Origin of the sequence: Microbacterium pumilum (genome assembly GCF_039530225.1) — a bacterium.
In the GTDB taxonomy this organism is placed as follows: domain Bacteria; phylum Actinomycetota; class Actinomycetes; order Actinomycetales; family Microbacteriaceae; genus Microbacterium; species Microbacterium pumilum.
Map to the genome: position 1 here is coordinate 2,926,905 of NZ_BAAAOH010000001.1, position 24,285 is coordinate 2,951,189.

Annotated in this window: 25 protein-coding genes; 13 read left to right on the forward strand and 12 right to left on the reverse strand. The window is 66.4% G+C overall.

Annotation, left to right across the window (positions count from 1 at the left end):
- Positions 1-64: 64 nt before the first annotated feature.
- From ABD188_RS13075 to ABD188_RS13105, 7 genes are all read right to left on the reverse strand, one after another.
- The gene (locus ABD188_RS13075) at positions 65-2,764 is read right to left on the reverse strand and encodes a heavy metal translocating P-type ATPase (RefSeq protein WP_344062956.1); all 2,700 of its coding nucleotides are present in this window, start codon (positions 2,762-2,764) and stop codon (positions 65-67) included.
- 174 nt (positions 2,765-2,938) lie between these two features.
- On the reverse strand, positions 2,939-3,535 hold the full coding sequence (locus ABD188_RS13080; protein ID WP_344062959.1) for a DUF305 domain-containing protein: 597 nt from the start codon (positions 3,533-3,535) through the stop codon (positions 2,939-2,941).
- A 95-nt stretch (positions 3,536-3,630) separates the two neighbouring features.
- Positions 3,631-4,068 (reverse strand): DUF6153 family protein, encoded by a 438-nt coding sequence (locus tag ABD188_RS13085; protein ID WP_344062961.1) that lies wholly within the window; start codon positions 4,066-4,068, stop codon positions 3,631-3,633.
- Positions 4,069-4,130: 62 nt separating this feature from the next.
- Entirely contained in the window at positions 4,131-4,475 is a 345-nt protein-coding gene (locus ABD188_RS13090) for a hypothetical protein (RefSeq protein ID WP_344062963.1), read from the reverse strand.
- Between the two features lie 13 nt (positions 4,476-4,488).
- A complete protein-coding gene (locus ABD188_RS13095; protein WP_344062966.1) occupies positions 4,489-6,753 on the reverse strand; it encodes a heavy metal translocating P-type ATPase in 2,265 nt (754 codons plus the stop codon).
- Positions 6,750-7,103, reverse strand: coding sequence for a heavy-metal-associated domain-containing protein (locus ABD188_RS13100; RefSeq protein ID WP_344062970.1), 354 nt, complete (start codon positions 7,101-7,103; stop codon positions 6,750-6,752). Before ABD188_RS13100 ends, ABD188_RS13095 begins: the two co-directional genes overlap by 4 nt.
- Positions 7,104-7,137: 34 nt before the next feature.
- Entirely contained in the window at positions 7,138-7,425 is a 288-nt protein-coding gene (locus tag ABD188_RS13105; protein WP_344062973.1) for a metal-sensitive transcriptional regulator, read from the reverse strand.
- Between the two features lie 381 nt (positions 7,426-7,806).
- Between ABD188_RS13105 and ABD188_RS13110 the strand changes: the two genes are divergently transcribed.
- Complete coding sequence (locus ABD188_RS13110; RefSeq protein ID WP_344062976.1) at positions 7,807-9,000, forward strand: alpha/beta fold hydrolase; 1,194 nt, start codon at positions 7,807-7,809, stop codon at positions 8,998-9,000.
- Positions 9,001-9,053: 53 nt separating this feature from the next.
- Here the strand turns inward: ABD188_RS13110 and ABD188_RS13115 are convergent, their stop codons facing one another.
- The gene (locus ABD188_RS13115; RefSeq protein WP_344062979.1) at positions 9,054-9,989 is read right to left on the reverse strand and encodes a GlxA family transcriptional regulator; all 936 of its coding nucleotides are present in this window, start codon (positions 9,987-9,989) and stop codon (positions 9,054-9,056) included.
- 446 nt (positions 9,990-10,435) lie between these two features.
- Positions 10,436-11,011, reverse strand: coding sequence for a TetR/AcrR family transcriptional regulator (locus ABD188_RS13120; RefSeq protein WP_344062982.1), 576 nt, complete (start codon positions 11,009-11,011; stop codon positions 10,436-10,438).
- A gap of 61 nt (positions 11,012-11,072) precedes the next feature.
- Here ABD188_RS13120 and ABD188_RS13125 point away from each other — a divergent pair, with 61 nt between their 5' ends.
- Together ABD188_RS13125 and ABD188_RS13130 are read left to right on the forward strand one after the other, a co-directional pair.
- Complete coding sequence (locus tag ABD188_RS13125) at positions 11,073-11,195, forward strand: hypothetical protein (protein WP_344062985.1); 123 nt, start codon at positions 11,073-11,075, stop codon at positions 11,193-11,195.
- Positions 11,192-11,692: a hypothetical protein gene (locus ABD188_RS13130; RefSeq protein ID WP_344062988.1), complete on the forward strand. Its 501-nt coding sequence runs from the start codon at positions 11,192-11,194 to the stop codon at positions 11,690-11,692. Before ABD188_RS13125 ends, ABD188_RS13130 begins: the two co-directional genes overlap by 4 nt.
- A gap of 38 nt (positions 11,693-11,730) precedes the next feature.
- Here ABD188_RS13130 and ABD188_RS13135 read toward each other — a convergent pair whose 3' ends face one another.
- On the reverse strand, positions 11,731-14,481 hold the full coding sequence (locus ABD188_RS13135) for a tyrosinase family protein (protein WP_344062991.1): 2,751 nt from the start codon (positions 14,479-14,481) through the stop codon (positions 11,731-11,733).
- A gap of 301 nt (positions 14,482-14,782) precedes the next feature.
- On the opposite strand from ABD188_RS13135, the gene ABD188_RS13140 reads away from it, so the two are divergent.
- Positions 14,783-15,355, forward strand: a complete 573-nt coding sequence (locus ABD188_RS13140; RefSeq protein WP_344062993.1) for an HD domain-containing protein — start codon at positions 14,783-14,785, stop codon at positions 15,353-15,355.
- Here ABD188_RS13140 and ABD188_RS13145 read toward each other — a convergent pair.
- Together ABD188_RS13145 and ABD188_RS13150 are read right to left on the reverse strand one after the other, a co-directional pair.
- Positions 15,343-15,813 (reverse strand): NUDIX hydrolase, encoded by a 471-nt coding sequence (locus tag ABD188_RS13145; RefSeq protein WP_344062995.1) that lies wholly within the window; start codon positions 15,811-15,813, stop codon positions 15,343-15,345. The two genes, ABD188_RS13140 and ABD188_RS13145, sit on opposite strands and share 13 nt — an antisense overlap.
- A gap of 17 nt (positions 15,814-15,830) precedes the next feature.
- Complete coding sequence (locus ABD188_RS13150) at positions 15,831-16,775, reverse strand: helix-turn-helix domain-containing protein (RefSeq protein ID WP_344062998.1); 945 nt, start codon at positions 16,773-16,775, stop codon at positions 15,831-15,833.
- 20 nt (positions 16,776-16,795) lie between these two features.
- On the opposite strand from ABD188_RS13150, the gene ABD188_RS13155 reads away from it, so the two are divergent.
- From ABD188_RS13155 to ABD188_RS13195, 9 genes are all read left to right on the forward strand, one after another.
- Positions 16,796-17,899 carry an ArdC family protein gene (locus ABD188_RS13155; protein WP_344063001.1) on the forward strand — a complete coding sequence of 368 codons (1,104 nt, stop codon included), beginning with the start codon at positions 16,796-16,798 and terminating at the stop codon, positions 17,897-17,899.
- Complete coding sequence (locus ABD188_RS13160) at positions 17,899-18,780, forward strand: bifunctional DNA primase/polymerase (protein ID WP_344063004.1); 882 nt, start codon at positions 17,899-17,901, stop codon at positions 18,778-18,780. The genes ABD188_RS13155 and ABD188_RS13160 overlap by 1 nt, the downstream gene beginning before the upstream one ends.
- Before the next feature lie 38 nt (positions 18,781-18,818).
- On the forward strand, positions 18,819-19,433 hold the full coding sequence (locus ABD188_RS13165; RefSeq protein WP_425561375.1) for a DUF2637 domain-containing protein: 615 nt from the start codon (positions 18,819-18,821) through the stop codon (positions 19,431-19,433).
- A 486-nt stretch (positions 19,434-19,919) separates the two neighbouring features.
- Positions 19,920-20,756, forward strand: coding sequence for a hypothetical protein (locus ABD188_RS13170; RefSeq protein ID WP_344063010.1), 837 nt, complete (start codon positions 19,920-19,922; stop codon positions 20,754-20,756).
- Positions 20,753-21,763: a ParB N-terminal domain-containing protein gene (locus tag ABD188_RS13175; RefSeq protein WP_344063013.1), complete on the forward strand. Its 1,011-nt coding sequence runs from the start codon at positions 20,753-20,755 to the stop codon at positions 21,761-21,763. The genes ABD188_RS13170 and ABD188_RS13175 overlap by 4 nt, the downstream gene beginning before the upstream one ends.
- 320 nt (positions 21,764-22,083) lie before the next feature.
- A complete protein-coding gene (locus tag ABD188_RS13180; RefSeq protein WP_344063015.1) occupies positions 22,084-22,443 on the forward strand; it encodes a hypothetical protein in 360 nt (119 codons plus the stop codon).
- A gap of 10 nt (positions 22,444-22,453) precedes the next feature.
- Positions 22,454-23,629: a M23 family metallopeptidase gene (locus tag ABD188_RS13185; RefSeq protein ID WP_344063018.1), complete on the forward strand. Its 1,176-nt coding sequence runs from the start codon at positions 22,454-22,456 to the stop codon at positions 23,627-23,629.
- A 4-nt stretch (positions 23,630-23,633) separates the two neighbouring features.
- Complete coding sequence (locus tag ABD188_RS13190) at positions 23,634-23,900, forward strand: DUF6112 family protein (RefSeq protein WP_344063021.1); 267 nt, start codon at positions 23,634-23,636, stop codon at positions 23,898-23,900.
- 100 nt (positions 23,901-24,000) lie between these two features.
- Positions 24,001-24,270 (forward strand): DUF6112 family protein, encoded by a 270-nt coding sequence (locus ABD188_RS13195; RefSeq protein ID WP_344063024.1) that lies wholly within the window; start codon positions 24,001-24,003, stop codon positions 24,268-24,270.
- The last annotated feature ends 15 nt before the right edge of the window (positions 24,271-24,285 follow it).

The following is a 24,285-nucleotide window of genomic DNA, read 5'->3' on the forward strand; positions in this document are numbered from 1 at the left end:
TCCCGTGGTTAGCGTTGACAATTGCCAGGCATCGAACGCGGATCGCCCAGGTTCCGCAGTCACCTCAGCGGTGAGGCGTAACCGATGTTGCGGACTCTGCTGGGAGGCGAAGTCGTTTGAGGAGCAGCGCATTGACGGCGACGATGACGCTGGATCCCGACATGCTGATCGCCGCGATCTCCGGCGACAGCATGATTCCGAAGGCGGGGTAGAGCAAGCCCGCAGCGATCGGCAGCGCGATCGCGTTGTAACCGATCGCCCATCCGAGGTTCTGACGCATCTTCCGCAGCGTGCCACGTCCGATCCGGATAGCGACGGCAACGTCCATCGGGTCAGACCGCATCAGCACGACGTCGGCGGTCTCGATGGCGACGTCGGTGCCCGCGCCGATCGCAATGCCGAGGTCGGCCTGTGCAAGGGCGGGTGCGTCGTTGACGCCGTCACCGACCATCGCCACGGTCTTGCCGGTCTTCTGAAGCTCGGCGACCTTCGCGCTCTTGTCCTCCGGGAGCACTTCCGCGATGACGGTGTCAATGCCCAGCAGCGCGGCGATTCGCCGGGCCGTCGGCTCGTTGTCACCGGTGAGCATCGCTACCTCGACCCCCTGCTCGTGCAGCGCACGGATCGCGGCTTTGGCGGTGTCCCGCGGAGCGTCGGCGAGGGCAATGGTGCCGGCGATGCTCCCGTCAACGGCGAACAGGATCGCCGTGCGCCCGCCGCCTGCCAGGTCTTCCTGCGCGGCCCGGACCGGCGTGATGTCGATACCTTCGGCGGCCATCAGCCGGGCGTTGCCCAGCACGATCTGGTGCCCGTCTACCGTGGCGGTGGCGCCCTGACCGGTGACGTTGCGGAACGCGGAGGCCGTCAGTCGTGGGATGTTCCGCTCGTCCGCGTACGAGACGATCGCGCGGGCGAGCGGATGCTCGGACTCCCGTTCCGCGGCAGCGACAAGTGAAAGGAGCCGGATGTCGTCAGCCCCGAGCGGGAGGTAGTCGGTGACCTCGGGTTCGCCCTTTGTCAAAGTCCCGGTCTTGTCGAACACGACGGTGTTGACCTTCGCGGCGGCTTCAATACTTCCCGCATTCTTGAAGAGCACGCCTCGCTTGGCGCCCAGACCCGTACCGACCATGATGGCCGTCGGGGTCGCCAGTCCCAGCGCGTCCGGGCACGTGATCACGACCACGGTGATGGCGAACAGCATCGCGGTGGGAACGTCGGCGCCGGCGAGTAGCCAGCCGGCGAACGTTAGGGAGCCGCCGACGAGCGCGACGAGCACGAGCCAGAACGCGGCACGGTCGGCGAGCCGCTGCCCGGGCGCCTTGGAGTTCTGCGCCTCCTGCACGAGCTGCACGATCTGCGCCAGCGCAGTGTCCGCACCCACCTTCGTGGCCCGGACCCTGAGCGTCCCGATGGTATTCACGGTGGCTCCGATGACCGTCGATCCGACAATCTTCGTCACGGGCATGGATTCCCCGGTGACCATGGATTCATCGACCTCGGACTCACCGTCTTCCACCTCGCCGTCGGTGGGGATCTTGGCCCCCGGGCGAACGAGCATCACGTCGCCCGGCACCACCTCGGCGGTGGGCACCTCGATCTCCTCGCCGTCCCGGATGATGACCGCCCGCGCGGGCGCGAGTTCCAGCAGGGTGCGGATCGCGTCATTCGCCCCGCCGCGGGCGCGCATCTCCACCCAGTGACCGAGCAGAACGAAGGTGGCCAGCACGCTCGCGGCCTCAAAGAAAACCTCGCCGCCTCCGGTGAGCGTGACGATGACGCTGTACAGCCAGCCGGTGCCGACACCGACGGCGACGAGCACCATCATGTCCAGGGTGCGGGCGCGCAGGGCCCGCCACGCTCCGTCGAAGAAGATCCACGCGGAGTAGAAGATCACCGGCAGTGAGAGGATGAGGGAGAACATCGCGTCGCTCAGTCCGAATGGCGCCGGGACGGTGAATCCGAACACCTCGCGGCCGATCGGAGACCACAGGGTGATCGGCACCGACAGGACGGCGGCGACGAGGAAGCGGTTGCGCATGTCGCGGGTCATCTCCGCCATCGACATGCCGGCGTGGTGTCCGCCGTGCCCCATCACCTCCTGGGCGGTCCGCACCGAGGTGTCGCGCGCGTGATCATGGACCGCTGCCGGGTGGACATCGTGCACGTGGGCGTCATGATTCATCGACATCTCGGGAGCCGGGTGATCGTGCGTGTGACTTCCTATGGACTGACCATCAACCGGGTGCTGGTGCGTGCGGCTGGTCGGGGCAGTGTGCGTGGACCCTGAGTCATGATCACCGACGTCGGGGTGGGACTCGGTGGTGTGGGCGACGTGCTCGTGCGCGCCGGCCGCATGTGGCGCGTTCCCCTCCGCGGGCGAGTCGTCGTGCGTGAGCGTGGTCGCGCTCGACCCGTGGTGTGCGTCATGGTCGCGGGGGTGATGGTGGGCTTCTTGGTGTCCAGTGTGTTCAGGGTTGTGGCCGGCGCCGTGGGCGGCGGTGGTCGGTTCGGCGTCGGGGTCGCAGATGTGGTCGGGGACGGACTGGCCGGCGCAGTGGTAGCCGCACTCGATGACCCAGCGCCGCAGCTGGTCGACGGAGGTGCTGCTCGGGTCGTACGTGACGTTGGCGGTCTGTGACACGGGGTTCGCGTCGACGGCGACCACGCCGGGCTGCCGGGCGAGGCGGGACTCGACGACGGCCTTGGAGGAGGCTCGGAGGATGCCGGACACCTCGAGGACCACAGTGTTGGTGTTTTCAGTCATGGGTTCCCTCACGCTTCTATGTCGCGGGTGGCGTGGCCCGGGGGGCGTGCCGTCGGGGAGAAGGATCTTTCGCGGAGACGGCGAGGTTGCCGCCACCTCGGCGTCGCTGGTCGTCAGCGGCGGTGCGCGGGCACGGTGTGGGGCGGAGCGGGTGACCGGTCCGCCCCACACGGGTCAGAGTTGGTCGAGGAGGTCCTGCATGGTGGCGATCTCCGCGGTCTGATCCTCGACGATCTTGTGGGCGAGGGCGACCGCGTCCGGGTTCTGTCCCGATTCGATCTCCGTCTCGGCCATCTCGATGGCGCCCTGGTGATGCATGATCATCTGCTCCAGGAACAGGCGGCTCGCCTCGGGTCCCGAGGCGGCGTTCAGCGCGGCCATGTCGTCCTCGGACATCATCCGGTCGCCGTGGTCCATGCCGCCCATGGGGTCGCCGTCGTCGACGCCCCAGTCTTCCAGCCACCCCTGCATCATCTCGATCTCGGGCGCCTGAGCGTCTTTGATCTTGGTGGCGAGTTCGGCCACGTCGGGGTGGACGTCGTCCTTCGCGAGGATGGTGTCGGACATCTCGATCGCCTGCTGGTGGTGCGGGATCATCATGGTCACGAACATGGCGTCCGCGTCGTTGAAGTCGGCCGCTGCGGAGCTGCTCATCATGCCGGACTCGTGGTTCATCCCGGGCATGGTGGACTGCTGCGGCGCGCAGCCGGCAAGTACGAGCGCAGCCGCTACGGCGGTCGAGGCGATCGCGGTAGTGCGAATTCTGTTCATCGTGGGTCCTTATTCTTTTCAGTTCGAGCGGTGTGACTTGGTGCGTTGGCACGTCGAAGCAACCCCGGAAGCGTCCCCGGAGCTGCCTGGTCAGATCACGTTCGACTGATGGACAGGACGAGTAGGGATGGTGGGCGTGCGCGCGCCAGGGTTCGCGCCGCGCGTTCGATGCCGTGCCATGGGAGAAGTTCGCGCGCCTTGAGCCGGCCGACTGTGAGCGGGATCGACAACACCAGAAGCGTGATGAGGAAGCCGAGAACGCAGGCCATCGCGAGCATCGAGTGTTCCTCGGTCGGGGTACCGTGACCACGCTCGTGAGGAGCCGGGGCGGAGCCTTCCGCGTGTGAAGGCATCGAGGCATCCATGGAGGCCACCGCCGCGAGACTGGCGGTGCTGTGGCCGTGGCTTAGGTCACCTCCGCTCAGGGTGTGCATGGCGAGCAGCCCGGCGATGACCCCCACAGCCAGAGCGACCCCGAGGAGCGCGCGCACGAAGAAGGACCGGGGATGCGAGAGCTCGCGGACAGTCCGCATCAGCTGATCCTCCCTTCCTGCTTCAGACTAGACGCGCCGCGCGGCGCGCCCTCAACGGACGGTCACGCCACCACCGCATACCGGGCGGGATCTGCGTCCCATAGCGGCGGACAGTCCGCGCAACAGAACCAGTAGCGCGTGCCCTGATAGTCCCGGTAGAGACCCTTCGCCTCAGCCCGCTCGGGGTTCACCATGTTGCCTGGCATCACCGGGCACTCCACGAGCCGAACGGCTCCCGGTTCTGGGTCGTGGTGGTGGTGGTGCGCGCTGCCGGAGGGCGAGTGGTCATGCGAATGCGCGTGCCCCCGCCCTTCGGCATCCGGGTGGGCGTGCGAGTGGTCATACCCGTGGGCATGGTCATGGCTGCCCTCATGCTGGTGAGGGTGGTCGTGCTCATGGTTCGTCATGCCTTGCTCCTCGTCAGGATGAGACGGTCTGCCGGACGATCGGTGCCGCGGCCGGAACGCCCGGCAGTGGGCGGAAGCGACGCAGGCGGAGGCTATTCGTCACGACGAAGACCGAGGAGAACGCCATTGCCGCCGCAGCGACGATCGGGTTGAGCAGGGCGGCCATGGCGATCGGGATTGCGGCGACGTTGTAGGCGAACGCCCAGAACAGGTTGCCCTTGATCACGCCGAGCGTGCGGCGCGCCAGCCGGATCGCGTCCGGCACCAAAAGGAGATCCCCGGAGATGATCGTCAGGTCACTGGCGGTGATCGCGGCATCCGTGCCGGTGCCCATCGCGATGCCGAGGTCAGCCGCCGCCAGCGCGGCGGCATCGTTGACTCCGTCGCCGACCATCGCCACGACCCGACCCTGTTGCTGGAGTTCACGGATCGCCTCGAGCTTGCCCGCCGGCGTCATGCCCGAGCGGACATCGTCGATCCCGACCGAGGATGCGACCGCGTGCGCGGCACCGGCGTTGTCGCCGGTGAGCAGGATCGGGGTGAGACCGAGCCGGCGAAGGCGCGCGATGGCCTCGGCACTGTGCGGCTTCACCGTGTCCGCCACGCTGATCGCGCCACGTGCCAGCCCGTCCCACGCGACCACGATGACAGTCGCCCCGGCGGCCTCGTCGGCCGCGATCGCTTCGACTAGGTCTGCGGGGATCTCGATCGCCCATCGCTCGGCAAGCCACCGGGCACGTCCTGCGACCACAAGGCGACCGTCGACCACAGCCTGCACGCCTTGCCCGGGATGTGCGGCGAACTCTTCCGCGGTGAGTGGGGTGTCCACGGCGCCGGCGATGGCGCGGGCGATGGGATGCTCGGATCCGTGCTCCGCGGCGGCCGCGATGCGCAGCAGCTCCTCCCCGCTGACGCCTCCAGTGGGGCGGACGGCGCTGATGCTCATCACCCCATGTGTCACCGTGCCGGTCTTGTCCAGCACGATGGCGTCGACGCGGCGGGTCTGCTCCAGCACCTGAGGACCGCGGATGAGGATCCCCAACTGGGAGCCGCGACCTGTCCCGACCAGAAGCGCGGTCGGTGTCGCCAGCCCCAGCGCGCAGGGGCACGCAATGATCAGCGTGGTTACCGCCGCGGTGAATGCGATCTCCAGCGAAGCGCCGCTCAGCGCCCACGCCGCGAACGCGACCACCGCCAGACCGATCACGATCGGGACGAAGATCCCAGACACCCGATCGGCGAGCCGCTGCACTTGCGCCTTGCCGGTTTGTGCGTCCTCGACGAGCTTCGCGATACGCGCGAGTTCGGTGTCCGCCCCGGTGCGGGTGATCTGAATGAGGAGTCGCCCACCCGCGTTCACGGTCGCGCCGGCGACGGAGGCGCCCGGCGCGACCTCCACCGGGACGGACTCCCCTGTGAGCATGCTTTCGTCGACGGCGGACGCGCCCTCCAGCACGATGCCGTCCGACGGGATCTTCTCGCCCGGGCGCACCACCACGGTGTCGCCCACTGTGAGCTGGTCGACGGGGATGCGTCGTTCGACACCGTCGCGGAGGAGGGCGGCGTCCTTCGCTCCCAGTTCGAGAAGCGCGCGCAGCGCCTCGCCGGATTGCCGCTTGGCGCGCGTCTCCATGTACCGGCCGGCGAGGATGAACACTGTAACCAGCGCGGCGACCTCGAGGTACAGCTCGTGCCCGCCCGCCCGCGGAGTTCCGAAGAGCTGGAAGCTCATCGTCATTCCTGTCATGCCGGCGCCGCCGAAGAACAGCGCGTACAGGGACCAGCCGAAGGAAGCCAGTACTCCGACGCTGATCAGCGTGTCCATTGTCGCCGCGCCGTGCCGGGCGTTGATCGCCGCCGCCCGGTGGAACGGCCAGGCACCCCAGACCACGACCGGCGCGGTGAGGGTCAAGGCCAGCCACTGCCAGTTCGGGAACTGCAGCGCGGGGATCATCGACATCAGCGCGACCGGGATGGCAAGGATCGCCGAGATGACCAGTCGCTGCCGCAGAGATGTCAGCTCCGGATCTGCCGCGCGGACCGAATCATCCTCAAGGGGAGCGGGTGGCGCCGGGACAGCGGCAGCGTACCCGGCAGCCTCCACAGCGGCGACGAGATCCTCGACGCGCACCCCGTCGGAGCGCACGTGCGCGCGCTCGGTCGCGAAGTTGACCGTCGCCTCGACGCCCGGAAGCTTGTTCAGCTTCCGCTCGATCCGGGTGGCGCACGAAGCGCAGGTCATCCCAGTGATATCGAGTTCGACGTCGGCGGTGCTCATGAGCGTGCGGCGAGCGCGTACCCGGCCTCTTCGACGGCGGCACGCACCTGGTCGTCGTCCAGAACGGCGTCACTGGCGACCCGGACACGGGACAGGCCGCCTGAATTCAGGTCAACGTCCACCTCGGCGACGCCGGGAATGCCGGAGAGCTCCTCGGTCACGCTGCGCACGCAGTGGCCGCAGGTCATGCCCTCCACCAGGTAGTCGGTCGTCACGACGCCCGACTCGGTCGACTCCGGCGCAGACTGCGCAGAGGATTCGACGGTCGCGTGGCCGCCGGCCGGGGAGCAGCACGCGCAGCCGGCGTTCTTGTCGGTCAAGCCGAGGTCGCGGATCTCAAAAGCGGTCATCAGGATTTCCTTCCGGGCATGTTTTCAAAGCGAATCAGGAGCGAACGAGGCGTGCGATTGCATCGCTGGCCTCGCGGAGCTTCTCGTCAGCGACCGGTCCGCCGGAAGCTGTGGCCTCGGCGACGCAGTGCGTCAGGTGGTCTTCGAGCAAGGCGAGGGCGACAGACTCCAGTGCGCTTTTCGCCGCCGAAACCTGCGTGAGCACATCGATGCAGTACTTGTCCTCTTCGATCATCCGGGCGATACCGCGCACCTGCCCCTCCACTCGACGCAGCCGCTTCAGCAGTGCTTCCTTATCGTCGACATACCCGTGAACATGCATCGCTGGTACCTCCTGCCTCCCATAGTACCCCATGGGGGTATGGGGTAGCGCGGGAGTTCGGACATTCGGGGGATGGTCCGTACGACGAGTTCCTGGCGATGTCCCCGTCCGGTGTCGCGGCGTTCCTCCGAGGCATGGCCGAGATCGTCAAGACCGTGTCCTAGGTCAACTGGCGAGGCGCTCGTAGCGTGAATTCGTAGGGAAGTCGCCGCGGCAATCGTTCGCGGCGAGTTGAGGACGGAGTCCATTGTGTCTAGTAAGTCGGCTCTCATTGAAGCCCCGACCCCAGAGGCGAAGGGACATCGCGAAGCGGCCGTTTCGGGGCCGGCGCGGCGGGGACGCATCGGAGTCATCGTCTTCGGTTCCTTGACCCTCGGATTGGTGACTGCGGTTCTCCTCGTGTTGGTCCCGTTCGGACCAGCGACCCAGAGCGCGGTCATCGGATCCGTGCTGTGCGGGTTCGCGGTGGGTTGGGCGATGCTGGCCGTGCTCGCAGCGCGGTTCACCGATCAGCCGCAGCGATGGGCGTTCGTGCCCGCCGCGCTGATGGGGCTGAGCGGACTTCTCCTGGTGGTGTTCGGACCGGCAGTGCAACCGGCGGTCAACTGGATCCTTCCTGCCGCAATGCTCGCCGCGTCGATTTACATGATCGTGCGCGTCCGGCAGAACTTCAGCGGCTCGCGGGCCCGATGGGTGCTCTATCCCGTGATCGTGGCGCTGGGCCTAGCGTCGGTCGGAGCCGGATACCAGGCGATCGGCGAGGCGGTGGATGCGCAGGCGACCCCGATGCCCGGACAGCTGATCGATGTCGGCGGTCACCGTCTGCACCTGTACTGCGCCGGCTCGGGCGGCCCCACCGTGGTGCTGGAAGCGGGCGGCGGTGCAGCGGCCGCCGAACTCGAGCTGCTCCGCTCGGCGGTGGAACGCGACACCCGCGTGTGCGTCTACGACCGCGCCGGGCGCGGCTGGAGCGACTCCACCCCGACGCCCGCCCACGGCATCCAGATCGCGACCGACCTCCACACGCTGCTCGAGCGGGCAGAGGTGCCCGGACCGTACGTCCTCGCGGGCCATTCCTTCGGCGGGCTGTACGTGCAGATGTTCGCCGCGCAGTATCCGAGCGAGGTCGCCGGGATGGTGCTCATCGACTCCACTGCGCCCGACGCGACCTCCTCCGGCTACCAGCCGCACCCGTTCGTCATGGACCGTGTCTTCGCGCTGCTCTCCTCACCCGCCCAGCTCGGGTTGGGCCACCTGTTCGGCGGCACCGCGCGCGACCTGCTCAGCAGCATCAACGAGTACGCCGACGCCGCAGACGCCGTCCAGCACGCGGCATCCCTCACCGACTTCGGCGACAAGCCCCTGTTCGTTCTGACCGCCCGCGTCGGAAACGATGCAGGCTGGTTCACGGCGCAGGACCGGATGGCCGCCTTGTCGACCGACAGCGTGCACCGCATCGTTGAGAATGCCAGCCACCAGATGCTGGTCTCGGACGAAGAATCCGCCGCCGTGACGGCTCACGCGATTCTCGACGTAGTCGCCGCAGTCCGCAGCGGCGAGCCCCTCGCGAAGTGAGAGGAGTGCCGGCGCGCGCAGGTCGCGCGCCGGCACTCCCGGCAGTCGGGCTATCAGGCTGGCCCGAAATAGTGCCGGTGCTCGCCGGGGGTCGTGTTGAGCCGCCGGCGGAAGGCGCGGTTCATGGTCTCGGGGGTTCCGAAGCCGCACTCTCGGGCGATCTCCTCCATCCCGAGGAGGGTGGTCTCGAGGAGGCGGCACGCCGCCTCCATTCGCACCGCCTCGACGTGTTCGGCGGGTGTGATGCCGACCTCGGCCTTGAACAAACGACTGAACTGCCGTTCCGAATGGTGGGTGCGCTGTGCCATTGCCGGGATCGAGAGGTCGGCCGTGAGGTTGTCGGGGATCCACGTCAGCAGGTCGCGGATGGGTTCGTCGTTCGCGGACTGGGCAGCCAGCACCGCGGAGAACTGCCCCTGCCCGCCGGAGCGACGGAGGTAGACGACCAGGCGGCGGGCGACGGTCGCAGCCGCTTTGCGGCCGTGGTCGTCGGCGATGAGGGCGAGCGCGAGATCGATGCCCGCGGTGACGCCTGCGGAGGTCCAGACGTTACCGTCCTGCACATAGATCGCGTCCGGTTCCACCTCGACGCCCGGGAAGTCGCGCGCGAGGTCCGCGCATTCCGCCCAGTGCGTCGTGGCGCGCCTTCCGTCGAGGAGCCCCGCCGCCGCCAGGAGGAAGGCACCCGAGCAGACCGACGTCACCCGACGCGACCGAGCCGCGAGCCGACGAATGTTTTCGACCAGCTTTGTGTCAGCGGCCGCAACATCCATGTCTCTGCCCCCGGAGACCACGAGCGTGTCGATGTCTCCCGTGACCTGCTCGATCGGGTCGGTGTCGAACGCCAGTCCGCTCGTGGAGAGAACCGCTCCTCCGCCGACGCTGACCAGCTGCGTCGCGTATCGCGTGATCGGCAGGAACCGCGACGCGGTAGAGAACACCTCCAGCGGTCCCGTGACGTCGAGGATCTGCGCGGACGGGAACCCCACGATCACGATCCGCGGCTCGGCCTGGGGCGGTCTCCGGTGGCCGAGATCGTCAAGAGCGTGTCCTAGGTGGGTAGCCGGCTCCGTCATACCGTGAGATCACCCCCCGAAAGCAGGAATCGAGGCCTCGTGTATCCGCCATACTGCACCGGTTTCCGGTGGATGTCGCTTGTTATCGCGGTCGCGGTCACTGCGACGCTTATCGCATTCCGGCGTTGCGCGAGCAACGAGCGAATCGCCTACGCCATCGCGGCCGGCGCCGTGCGACGACGGGGCGAGTACGCACCATCCACTCTCTCCCCCGGCCAATCGAGTCCGAAGTGATCATCAGGACTGCCCGCGTATTCGGATGAATTGGGCGATGGGATGCGGGCGGGCAGGTCCGCCGGCACCCACTTCCGAGGCGGGTTCACGGCCGAGCCCGCGCGCCCTGACGCTGACGCTGCGAGCTAGAAGCTCTCGGCGTCGGATCCGGATTGGATGCTTCCAAGGACGAGAGCGGCGAGCCGTGGCGCGGCAGATGGAGTGGCTATTGATCCGGCGGCGCTAAGCGATCCCACAGCGTATGCGGCGAGCTCCTCGGGCGAGAGGTCGGCGCGCGCGCGGCCGCCCCTGACATCGTCAGCGATGATGTCTCGCAACAGTTCCCGTACTTCGCTCTCCGCCATAGCAAGCTGCCCCGCCCCATGAAGGGATCCGTCGTCGCTGTGACGGTGGCTCCGAATTCGCGCGTACGCGATGAGGACATTCTTCAAGCGAACTTCATCAGAGCTCTGGCTCGAGATGGCGTGCAGACGTTGCAGATGCCGGGAGATCTCCCGCTGCTGCCACGCAGCCAACGCGGCCGCGACGTCTGGGACGTATCGATAGAGCGTCGCGCGCCCCACTCCGCTCTTCTCCGCCAGAGCCGTCATAGTCAGGCCCGTCACGCCGTTGCGGTGGACGAGTTCCGCGGTCGCGTCGAGGATCGCATCCATAACTGCCGACCGATGACCGGCGATGGTTTCACTCCACAGCTTGGGCACGGGAGGATTCTAACGTTCGAGACAGTTTGACTCAATACGGACACTGTGTCTTAATAGCCGCATGTCCCGGAAGTCCCCGATCCCTCGCTGGGTCATCGTTCTTGGCGCCATCATCGTCGCGTTCAGCATCACGGTGCTGGCCCTGCATCTGACCGGGAGCGGCATGGCGGGCATGCACGGATGAGTTCGACAAGAGGGCGCACCCGGTCGGCGATCCGTGCGCTGCACGTAGTCACATCGATCAGCTGGACGGCCGCAGTGGCGGTGTTCCTCGTGATTGCCATCCTCGGCTGGTGCACCCCCGATACTCGGGTCCACGCCGGCATATATGCGGCCCTCGAAGTCACTCTTTGGGTCGTGATCGTTCCGAGTGCCGTCCTGTCATTCCTCACCGGCGTACTGACCTCGGTCCTTTCCCGCTGGGGATTGACGCGTCACTGGTGGGTCCTCTTCAAGCTCGTTCTCACCACGGGCGCGACAGCGTTGCTTTTCGTTCACACGAGAGTTGTGGATGCCGCGGCCGACGCCGCGGTAGGGGTGGGCCATGACATGGAAGCACTTGAGCTTCAACTCGTTATCGACTCGGCTGCTGCGCTCGGCTTGCTAGCACTCATCGGTGGGCTGGGCTACATCAAGCCGCGCGGGATCACACCCTGGTCGGAGAGCTCGAGAGCGGACTGACTTCGCCCACTCCGGGGGTGCGAACTCGAAGTGCCGAGTCAGTCGCGGCACGCCCTATCGGCGCAGTCGCGGAGGGCGTCGAGGTCGAACCCCTGCTCGCGCCACCGCTCCCGGAGCTTGCCAGAGAGTGCACCGTTCTCGAGCAGGCAACGCACCAGGTGGCACCAGTCGCCACCTTCATGCGAGTCGCTGCTGCCGCCGGGCTCGGGGTCGGGCCGGTCGCCGCCGGGCCACACAGCGGCCGTCAGCATCGCTTCCCGGGTGAACGGCACCCCCCGGACCGAGCCTCCCTCCGCGGTGACGGTGAACCGATAGATCCCGGACTGGTTCGCGGGCATCGAGAGGCTGAAGGTGCCGCCGGGCTCCTCGGCCAGGGCCTGCGTTGTCGCCGACCCGTCGGGGTAGGTGACGTGAGCGGCGACCCGCGCCCGACCCTCGACCGGGACGCCGTACTCACTCAGCACGGCGCGCACCATGAGCTCGGATCCAGGGGTGAATCCGCTCTGCGTCAGGCGGGTGCGCATCCGGAGGTTGCTGAGCGCGTGAACGCTCAGGCAGTACGCCGCGCCCTTTGTCCGAAGGTCGCGGAGTTTGGGATCATCGTCGTCCCGAGCCAGCAGCTTCTTGTAGGCGCGCTTGTCGATTCTCAGCACGGCGTGCCAGGTGCCGGCGTGCGCGGGACCCTGCGGCGCAGGCAACGGGAGAGAGAGGGCGACGGTCGTGACCTCAGCGTTCCGCTCGATGTCGAGGCCCGGCACGCCACTCGATGCATCCAGGAGGTCCCCCATCGGCGTCTCGACTGCGACGTGCAACACGGGCAGGGTCGTCAGCAGGATGACCCGCGCATTGATGTCAGCCTCGGTAAGGGCAAAGGGGATCCGGACCTCTGCTCCGGGCAGCACATGTCCAACCGGGTCGACCACGATGTCGGTCTTGCTCACCCCGGCGAGGATCTGCAGGAAGAACTTCCTGACCCGGAACTGGTCATCGAGGCTCGACGACAGCGTGCCGGAGAGCAGCAGCGCCCCGCCCGTCGACCCGGCGATCTGAGTGAGGGCGAGCGTGTTCACCTGCGTCTCGTTACCGAGTCCGACCGCGTAGGTACGGTTGTCGATCGCCGATGCCACGTCCGCGATCGACTGAGGCCGGTTCTCGAGGCCGTCGGTGAAAACGACGATCGCCTTGTCGGTGTACGCGCCCGCAGGCAACGCATTGAGCTCCGAGCGAGCCATTGCCAGACCGTCCCCCACGGAGGTGGCGCCGTGCGCGCCGTGCGCCGCGATCGCATTGAGGGCCAGCCCCCGCACTGGATCGCCGAACCCGTCGCTCGTGATTTCCGAGATCGGCAGACCTCCGAAGGTCGCATGGTTGGGCGGATAGGCGTCATCGTCGAACCGGGTCAGACCGATCCCGTTGTTCTTCTGGATGAGGTTGGCGAACAGCGCCGCCGCATCCTTGAGCACGTCGAGACGTTGCGCCCCACTCGTACCGGCAGGGTCCGCCATGCTGCCCGACTGATCGAGCGAGAGCTCGACGGCTACCGTCGGCCGCGGAATCGTGTTCCCGAGCAGCTCGAGGTCGAAGTCCTGACTTCCGACCGTCACCGTGGTATTGACCGGCCCGAGCGACTGCGGCGCAGTGCCGAGCGCTCCGGCGGTGAACTCGAACCAGACACGGATGTCGCGATATTGCGTCGGTCCCGCTTTCGAAAGGACGGACGGGGTGGCGACGGAGAACGGCGCGGTGGGCGTCGTGCCCGGCTTGATCTGGGCCGTTACATCGCCGCAGGTGCGGACACTGAAGGTGGCCGAACGCCAGGTCGTCTCGAGTTCGGGTACGTCGTTGAAGACGACCTGGTACCTCGAGGTGGCACTGTTCAAGGGGTTTTCCGCCTCGACGATCCGGAAGTCGCTCCCGTTCGAGTCGTAGCACGGCGGCGAGACCACGGACACATCGAGATAGTTGATGACCGCCCGCTTTGTTGGATCCGAGGCCCACGGGTCCAGGCCCGTGCCGCCTGCCCAGGGTTCGACGTGCTCGCTGATGAGCGAGGTCAGTTGGCCGGGAGTGAGCCCGGCGTACGCGGTCGCCGATTGGATGCGCTCGGGGTGCGCGGGGTCGGTCTGCCACTTGGCCCAGAGCCGATCCAGGTTGGAGTGCAGCAGGAACACGAACGGATCGTGGAACGAGTAATGTGCGTCGCTGATCGTCCCGCCGATGTAACTGTGCGCAACGAAGTCATGAGCGGACTTCAGGGCGGAGGCGAACGACGAAAAGTCCGTGTTGAGCAGGATCGACGAGTCGGTCGCGATGTTCGGAGTGCCGTCCGGGTTCGCGTCGCTCACTCCGACCGCCCGCCAGATCTTCGCATGTCCGTTGCCGAGCTCGGCATCCTCCGACGACTCAAAATTCGCCAGCAGGTGGCTCACCTCGCCGGACGCATTGTCCATGAACTGATCTGTGAAGAGCGCCGCACGTGGCCCGGATGCCACTCGAGGATCTGTCGTCCAGTCCCAGTAATGCAACGACAGTGCGGGATCGACCTCGCGAAGGAGCGCCTCCAGGCGATTGACGATGACGCGATGCCACGGGATGAAGGCAGGCCCGCCGTGGACGTCGACACCGTTGAAGTGGGCGTTCTTGTGGATCTCCTCCTGCTTGTCCCAATACGACACGCCATCGGGGAAGAACTTCGTCGTGTCCAGCTTGCGGATCGCTTCAATGAAGCGGTCGCGCTCGATGGGACTCACTTCAGCGATGTTGCGCCGGATCCCGTCTCCGATAGCCATGGCTCTCTCCTTGCACGAAGGGCACCGGAATGGCGCCATGAGTGACGAGGGCCGGCCGGGTCTGCCTGATACATCGCTGGCAGGGGGACGGGATTTCTGTGGGGTGGGTAAAGACCGCTCGATGTGCTGTCAGCTGATTCCGAGCCAGAGGGATCAGGTCGACCCTGTCGCCATTCAGGCGATGGAGCCCTCGCCGACGGCGATGGCGCGCGCGTAACGGTGACCAGTCGCGCGAACGCGGTCTCCCATGGCCACGCCTGTGTCAGACTCCGCGAAGGGACGGCGAACTATCCTGTCAACGATGGGAAGCGACGTGACAGTACGAGCGCATTGGTTGGCGCAACAACACCTCGTCGACGTGCCACAGCGCTGGGCACACGTCCAGGGTGTCGCAGCAACGGCGAGCGATGTTGCACGATTGCTCGATACCGAACACGCCGATGAGATCATCTCGGCAGCCTGGCTGCACGATGTCGGCTACGCGTCCGATCTCGCGAAGATTGGGTTCCATCCGGTGGACGGCGCTCGATTTGCACGAGATATTGGTATGCCCGACCTCGTCGTGCGTCTCATTGCGTTTCACACCGGTTCGGAGTTTGAAGCGGAGCAGCGTGGCTTGCTGGCGGAGCTGTACGAATTCACTCCCCCACCCGGCGAGATCGTAGATGTCGTTACATTCGCCGACATGACGACATCCCCGACAGGCGCGCCCATCGAAGCTCGGGACCGTGTGGCAGAGATTCTCACCCGGTACGAGCCGAACACCCCGGTCTACGACGCCGTGTCAGCGTCAGCGCCCGAGCTTCTGGCCGCGGTCGAACGAGTCAACAACCGCCTCGGTCAAGTCAACGCGAACGGACCTCAGCCAAGATAGGGCTCGCTCCGCCCTTCAAGGAAGTGATCGATTCGCAACTTCATGGAGGGGTGCATCGGAAGGTCGCCAATGGCGTCACGTTCGACCCAGGCGATGTCGGTGGACTCACTGTCGAAGGCGAGTTCACCGCCGAGCAACCTCGTCCGATAGCAGAGCGAGAACTGCTGCCGCACCTCGCCGTCGTCGTATTTCATGACGTGATGGGGATTTGTGTAAACGCCGATGAGGCCCGTGATCTCGACATCCAAGCCGGTCTCTTCCTTCACCTCGCGAACTGCGCAGTCCTCAATCGACTCCCCGAGTTCCATCCCGCCGCCAGGGAGGGCCCAGAGCCCGTTGTCCTTGCGGTGGACGAGAGCGATGCGTCCCTGATCGTCGAGCACCACGCTGGTGGTTGACGGCACGACGCTGTTCGGTTGCGGCGCGGTCGGGTCGTTGTAGTAGTCGATCCGTCCCATGTGGCTGCCTTTCGCGTTCAGTAGGGCGGGTACGGCGCGGGGTGCGCGCCGACCCAGATGTGCTCGAACGAATTCGTGTAGCTCTCCCACACTTCGGGGTCCAAGTCGCGCGCAATCACGATGACCGGATTGTCTCCCGCAGGGGATCCAAGGATGTGGTGATTGGCGTACAGCGTGTCATCCATGAAGAACATCGAAACGTACAGCGGTGTCGAGTGTGTTCGGATCTCGACACCGTCGAGATCGTGGATCGGAGCCAGCCGCGAAAGCGTAAGCCTGCACCGGCCAGCGAGCGCATCACCGATGCCCTCTTCAACCCCGCGCTGATGAACGGCGGTTGAGCCCGGGTCGCCGACCAGGATGCGAACCTGAACGCCCCGCTCCGCTGCGTCTCGAATCAAGCGCAGGAATCCGTGGACGGTGTCAAAGAGGAACGTGCCGCCGTACACGCAGAAGTCGATGCGGGTCGTCGTGCCTGCCAAGGCATCGCGCCAGACATCGGCCGGTATCTGAGCACGCGACGGAAAGAGTCGCGCGGTGAGGGCAGCCGGCGACAGATGGTCCTGACCGACACGGGGCCAGATTTCGTCAGGCTCACAATCCAGGACGGCCGCGATGCTCTCGGCGACGCGGAGCTGCGGAGTCGTTGTTCCGTTGAGCGCGCGTTGGATGGTGCGTTCGTCGCAGCCCGCACGATTGGCGAGATCACGGGTGCTGATGTGGCGCCTCTGCATCTGTTCCGCCAGACGGCGTCCACTCTCGGTCCCGTCCGTCCGTTGCGCTGTCATTGGCATCCTCGCGTCACATCTCGTCACTCCACTCTGACTCATTCTGACCGGCGTCTGGTCTGTTTCTGGCGCAATTGGCCCTGTCCACTCGGTGACATGCTCTTCGCCCCACCCGCTCTTATGGCTGCCGCTGCCCCGCCGGGGAGCTGCGGAGCACCTGACCAGCGAGGCCAAACCGGAACGGAGGCGACGACATGAAGGACGAGCTGTTGGCACTGTCGCACGGGGAGGAGAAGCTCCTCGAGGTGCACAACCGCCTAGCGCAAGCCGTTGAGCAGTTGACGACCGGCGACGAGTGGCGGCGGGCTATCGAATTCGCGGCACGATTCCGCTCGCGATCGTTCAACAACACCCTGCTCATCTGGGCGCAACACTCGGCGGCCTACGAAAAGGGGCTGGTCCTGGCGCCGACGCCGACCTTCGTCGCCGGCTTCCGCCAGTGGCAGCAGCTCGGGCATCAGGTGCTGAAAGGGCAGCGCGGGTATGCGATCCTTGCGCCCGTCACGGCGAGCTTCGCGGCCGTCGAACCGGATGACTCCAAATCTTGGCGGCGCCTACCGCGAGGTGAGAAGCCGCACGACGGTGAGACATTGCACTCGCGGATGATCGGCGTGAAGCCGGCGTACGTCTGGGACATCTCGCAGACGTCTGGTCCGCCGGTTCCCCAACAGCAGCTGCCGGCACTGCTCCGTGGTGAAGCACCCGCCGGCTTGTGGGAAGGGCTGGCGCGACTCGTCGAAGACGAGGGCTTCGCTCTGTCTCTCGTGGCGGATGCTGCTGCGATCGGCCGCGCGAACGGCCGCACCGATTTCGTGGCGCGAACGGTATGTGTTCGTGGTGACATGGATGCCGCCGCGCAAGTGAAGACCCTGAGCCACGAGCTCGCGCACATCCGACTGCACGGACCCGACAACCGGGATGCCACACTCCATCGCGGGATCGGCGAGGTCGAGGCGGAGTCCGTTGCTCTGATGATCGGAGCGGCCCACCGTCTCGACACGTCGGACTACACCGTCCCCTATGTGTCCACATGGGCAATGTCCGTCGACGGGAAGACGCCGGTCGAGGTCGTTCAGGCCACGGCCGAGCGGGTGCGTTCCGCCGCTGTCGCGATCCTCTCGCGGCTGGATACGTCTCAGGTGGGATCAGGTGACCCGCCAGGACTGACGAGAGAACCGCACACCCGCCAGCCAACACTCGGGGGCGGGGATGAGATGGGACGCCAAGGCGGCCCTCGTCTTTCGAGGACCGATCGGCGACCCGCGAGCCGGTCGGCGGCAACCGGACGGGTGCTGTGATGGACACCGCTGCCCTGTTTGCGTCCGTAGTGGGCGCTTCGCCGCAGGAGGGCGTGGAGCGGTTCGCTTCGGCGGGAGTGCCGATCTTCCCGTGCAAGGCCGGAGAGAAGCGTCCGCTGACGCAACACGGGTTCCTCGACGCGACCGCCGACCTCGAGCAGATCAGACAATGGTGGGCGCGATGGCCAGACGCAAACATCGGCATGCCAACGGGCGCCCCCTCCGGACTCGAGGTCGTCGACATCGACGTGCACGGCCGGGTGCGCGGATTCGCTACCTTCGAACTTGCGCGCCGTGAGGGCCTCGTGGACCGGTGGCAAGCACTGGTCAAGACAGCATCCGGCGGCATGCACGCCTACTACCCGATTGATCGCCATCGCCCTCAGCCTTCATGGCAAGCGGCGCGGTCCGGCATCGATTTCCGCGGCGAGGGTGGCTATGTCATCGTCCCTCCGTCGCGGTTGATGTTCGAAGGCAACAGGTCGGGCTATGAGCTGATCGGGGTCGGACACGGTGACGCGGTACCTGTCGACGCTACTGCGCTCCGGCAGTTTCTCGACCCGCGGCCGGCTCTCCCGGCGATCGATCGCACCAGCACCCAGCGCGAGGTCGACGCGGATCGGATTGCTGCCTGGCTTGCCACACGAGTCGAGGGCGAACGGAACCGGGCGCTCTACTGGGCAGCGTGCCGCCTCGCGGAAAACGGCGTGCCAGGTCACAACGCACGGAACGTCCTCGGCCCAGCCGCGGAACGCGCCGGGCTGCACCAGCCCGAGATCCTCAGCACGATCCGATCTGCCTACCGGACGGTGATGGGGCCAGCATCGCCCTTTCGAGACCGCGCATCCGATAGGCCGCTGAAGGGGCAGGTGATCTCGTGATCCCTGAATCAGCACAGCCTCGTGCAGGACGAATCGCCGTGTGGACGGCGGTGGCGGGGACGATCTTCATCGCAATCGGCGCCTTCTGGCTATCCTTCACGGCCCTCGCAGATCTTGCACACCGATCCGGCATCGCACCGACTCAAGCGTGGGCATGGCCTCTCATCGTCGACGGGATCATCGTCGTCGGCACGGTTGCAGTCGTCGCGCTTGCCGGCCGCCGAGACGCCTGGTACCCGTGGATGCTTCTCATGGCAGGCGCCTCCGCATCGGTCGCCGCGAATGCTATCCACGCGGTCGTCGCCGCCGACGCGGACGTGCCGCCGGTGCTCGCCGCATCCGTCGCGGCCGTACCCCCGCTCGTCCTGCTCGCGATCACACACCTGACCGTCGTGCTCACACAGAGATTCCGAATTCCTCACTCCTCCACAGCACCTGCCGGCCGAGCGCCTTCCACAGCGATTGTGCAGCTCCGCCAACAGCCGGACGTCCCGGAGAAGGGTGCCCGTAGGGACATTGCGGCGCTGATGCGTCAGCGCGGGATGTCGAACAGGGAGATCGCGAGCGCCACGGGAGTTCACCCGTCGACAGTCGGCCGGTGGTTCACGGGGACGCTCGGCACACCTGAAGTTCAGAAGGGGGCTACGCCATGAACGAATACGACCGAGAGCAGCGTGCGGAGACGCACGACCGCTCGAGCGCGCCGGCTGATCGACGCGACCGCGTTGACAGTTCACCGGGCGACGAGATGTCCGAGTTCGCAAGGCACGGCGATCCTTCCCTCGCAAAGCAGCCCCTCAGCCGGTCAGGTGCCGAGCGGGTACGCACCGAGATCGTATGGATGCGACCAACAGACTTCGTTCCCGTGGTCACGGGCCGTGTCGCCGGTCAAGGCATCGACCTCGAGTCATCTATCGCGCGTCGCGCACGCGCATTGCCTACCCAAGGCGTTGCAGCCACGCGAGGCGCCATCCGCGACCGCGCTCGCCAACTCCCACCCGTCACGGCGTTCGGAAGCGGTCGCCCTGCGCACGACGCGGTCCGCCGCTTCGGAATCGGTCGGTCGTGAGGTTGCCATGGCCAGTGAGAGTTCGTGGTCAGCGGCGGATGCTTCGGCCTCACCGGGTCGGGTCGCGGACATGCCCGAGCCCGAAAGCGCGCGCGAGGCGTTCGAGAGTTCAGAGGGTCTTCGCGCTCTGCTGGAGCGGCTTGCCGCGCAGGATCACGGCGCGTGGCGCCGAGACCGGGACGCCGCGGCGCTTATGGCACACGTCGTGAAGCGGTACGCGAAGTTGGCACGCAAACATGGGCTCGATCCGTGGGACGCGGCGGCCGCCGCGTTCGATGCGATGCGCTCGTCCTCGGTGCGGAACGCCGATGACCCCTGGGCAGTTGTGACGCGCGCTGTTCAAGTCACTCTGATTGCGGAGGAGCGCGCGAACGGCCTGCTGTGCTCGGTGTATCAGGCGCGCCGGCCAGAGTTCTCCTCGTTCCACGACCCAGAGCGTTTCAGTGATCGCGAGAACCCGTTGAGCGACTATCACCCGGCATTGCGCGTGGCGCCGGCGGGAGATGCTGCGGGTTCGGATGCCGCGCGCGAGCGGACTGGGATCCTCGAGGCCGTCGAGAATGCGATCGCGTTCATGACCCTCCTCGGTTGGCCGCGGACACCCGCACGAACCGCGATGGAGTACATCTGCGCACGTCTCAGTGAGGTGCCCTCGCGGGCCACCGCCTGGGAGTCACTACGACGCGACATCCACGGCCGGACCCTCCTCGATCTGTCCTCCGCGTCGTGGAACGGACTCCTCCGCGCCGTCCTCGGAAACCCCGAGCCCGAAGTCGCTCGCACCACAGCAGGGCGCGGAATACTCCTCCGGTTGCTGATCGGTGAACCGCTCCGGTCGCTTCTGACCGACGATGACCTCGTGCTCGCCGTCAGCCTCGCCGCCCCTGCCGAGAGAGCGAGGCCATGAACGTGAGTGCACGAATCGGCCACATCGAACTCGAACGATCAATCTCGTCGATCATCGTCGGGGACCGGCATCGCCACGAGTTCGGGGACATCGACGAGCTCGCGGCGTCGATCACCCGCGACGGGCTGCTGCAGCCCATCACCGTGACGCCGGAGGGCGTACTTGTGTGCGGGGCAAGACGCCTCGAAGCGCTGAAGCAACTTGGCGAGAAGACGATCAAGGTCTGGGTGAGATCGGGCGTCTCGGATCGGCTCGCCGAACTGCTCGCCGAGCAAGCCGAGAACGTGCTGCACAAGCCACTAACGCCCACCGAAGCGACGACGCTGTACACGGAACTGAAGAAGTACATCGCTGAGGACGCGCTGCGCCGCCAGTCTGCGACTCAGTTCAGCCGACCGGCCGCTCCGAGCGGAAACCACGGTGGTGCCACCGTGGCACCACCGCAATTCAAGCCCGGGAAGAGCCGCACGCAGGCAGCTCTGATGGTCACGGGGAAGGCTTCCTACACGACGCTCGACCGCATCGCCGAGCTGCAGCGGCTCGTCAGGAACCTGGGCACTGATCCCGTGCTGAGAGACATGGCGAGCGAAGAACTGCGGCTCATCGATGGTGGCGGCAGCGTCACAGCCTCACACGCGCGAATCCGGGAGTTCATGGATCCGGAGTCGCCTAGAACGTTCGAAGATTTCGAAGCACCCGAGGACTTCGACGCGCCGGATGAACTCGAGCAGCTTGCGAACGCAGCGCTCGCCAGAGTCAAGGAGACCAAGCGCGGACGAAACGCACACAAGGCGCGAAAGGCTTCCACGCACGTCTTCCCGGTTCGCGCGTTCATACGCGTCTGGGAGGACCTCGACCTGTGGTGGACCCACTTCGACGTCGCGGCAGTCGCCACAGAGCTGACCGATGAGCAGTTCGCAAAGTTCGAGGAGACTCTTGCCTCCACCGTTGAATTCTTCGCGCAGTTGCGAAGTGCACGTACCCAATTGGGACGGGAGATCGCGTGATGGTAGCCACGGAACATCCGAATCGTCGACGGCTTGTACTTCTCGTCGCCATCAGTTTCGGGGTGCTCGCGGCGCTGGTCGGAGTCGGGCTCTACGGCCTTGTTCTTTCGCCCGTACCTGACAGCGCAGCACCGACAGTCGACGCGACAAGGCGGGTTGACGCGCCCGATGCCCCGGGGTCCCCGTCGTCGAGCAGCACGCTCCCCGCGATTCGTTCGACGAGGGATGCGGAGGCCTTTGCGCGCGATGCGGCTGCGGCCCTGATCACTTGGGACACAACTGAGTTCGAACTGACTGAGTATGAACAGGTCATCGTTGACGTGGGCGATCCGTCGGGCGACGAGTCCGCGGCGCTCGAGTCCGACATCCGCACCTACTTCCCGACGGCGGACGCATGGTCGAAGCTGCGAACCTACGGCACGCGCCAGTGGTTGACGATCGACGACGCGTTCATCCCTGCATCCTGGGATGACGCGCTCGATCAAGCGGCCGAAGGCGACCTTCTCCCCGGAACGATCGCCTACACGATCTCCGGAACGCGCCACCGCGCTGGGATCGTCGGCACCGAGTCGCAAGAGACGTCCCGGCCGATCGCGTTCACGCTGTTCATCGCGTGCGCGCCCAGTTTCGATGAATGTCACCTGCTTCGGCTATCCGAGGTCGACAACCCCCTTCGATGACGGCGCCGACATGAAGAAGCTCGTGGTCGGCCTCGTGGTGGCGTTGCTCGTCTTCCCCGTAGCGGGATTGCTCGCTGTGCCGATCGTCCTCTCCCCCGCTGCGCTTGCCGCCTGCCAGGCTTCCGGCCAGTTCGTCGTCACTGATGTGCCGGACAAGCTCACCGCGACACGAAATGACGGCGTCTCGGTGACCATGGGGCACGCACAGCTCACGCATGCGGCGACCATCATCACCGTTGGAAGCGGCATCGAGGGTGTCGGGCGGCAGGGAGTGTTGGTCGGTCTGATGGCGGCGCTGACCGAGTCGACACTGAGGATGCTGGCGAACGTCGCGCATCCCGCATCCCTCGACATGCCCCACGACGGCGTCGGGAGCGACCACGACTCGCTCGGGCTCTTCCAGATGCGGCCTAGCTCGGGGTGGGGCGCCGTTGCAGAGCTCATGGATCCGACGTACCAAGTGCGAGCGTTCTTCGGCGGACCCGACGGTCCCAACCACCCGTCGCCAGCAGGACTCCTCGACATCACAGGGTGGCAGACAGCAGATCCCGGTGCCGCGGCACAGGCGGTCGAACGCTCCGCCTTCCCCGACCGATACCAGGACTACCGGCCCGTTGCCGAAGCCATCATCGCGGCGCTGACCAAGCTGGCAAGTCCTGGAAACCACGACGCCGCGCCGATAGAAGCCGTCGCTGAGACGACCCGCGTCGTGTTCCCCTTGCCGAGCGGCACGTGGGTTCGAACCAGCGGCTATGGCTGGCGCGATGACCCGATGACCGGGAGACGGGCGCTCCACGCGGGCACCGATTACGGGGCCACGGATGGCACACCGATTCTCGCGATCGCGGACGGTGTCGTCACCTGGGCAGGACCGTTCGGGCTGTACGGGCAGCTGATCGTCATCGAGCACACGGTCGACGGCAGGCGGGTGGCATCCGCTTACGCCCACATGTGGGAATCCGGAGTTCACGTGTCCGTCGGCGAGCGAGTATCCGCGGGCGAGCATATCGGCGACGTGGGTGCTTCAGGCAAGTCCCAGGGCGCGCACCTGCACTTCGAGATCCGACCAGGTGGCTCGTTCCAGCCATCGATCGACGCCGAGAAGTGGCTCGCCGAGTATGGCGCCTCCGGGTTGGATGCTGCAACGTCCGGCCAGTCCGCATGCCTTGCGGGCACTTCGGGATGACCGGATGGACGTCTTTCCGGACTTCGGTGCCGTCGGGGGCGCAGATGACCTTCGTGCGATCATCGGCGCTCTCCTGATGTACGTGCTGATCTTTGCGGTGCTCGCGATTCTGGTGTGCGCGGTGACATGGGCGTTCGCGTCGTCGAGCGGCAACTACCAGTCGGCGCTCAAGTCCCGTGCTGGCCTCTTCGTCGCTGTCGGCGCAGCGGTTCTCGCTGGCGGAGGCGTCGCATGGATGAACTTCCTGATTGGGGTCGGCCAGCAGTTGTAGCTGCACCCGGGCCCGTTCACTGAGCAGCGCTGCTGCATCGCGGGGACGCCGCACGCACCTTATTCGCAGGTTCGTTTCTGCCCAGACAAGGAGCAAGACCGTGATTGATATCACACCCAACGGGTCGGGGCTTCCCGGCATCGAGCAGCTGCGCGTCATCGTCGGCGCGGTGATGACGGTCGGACTCATCCTCGCCGTGCTCGCTCTCATCATCGCCGCCGTCGCCTGGGGATACGGAGCGAATTCGTCGAATCCACATCTGGCGTCCCGCGGGAAGCTCGGCGTGCTTGTCGCGTGCGGGGCGGCAGTCATCTGCGGCGCTTCCGTCACGCTCGTGAACTTCTTTTGGGGCGTCGGCCAGTCGGTGTGAGCCGACGAGGTCGAC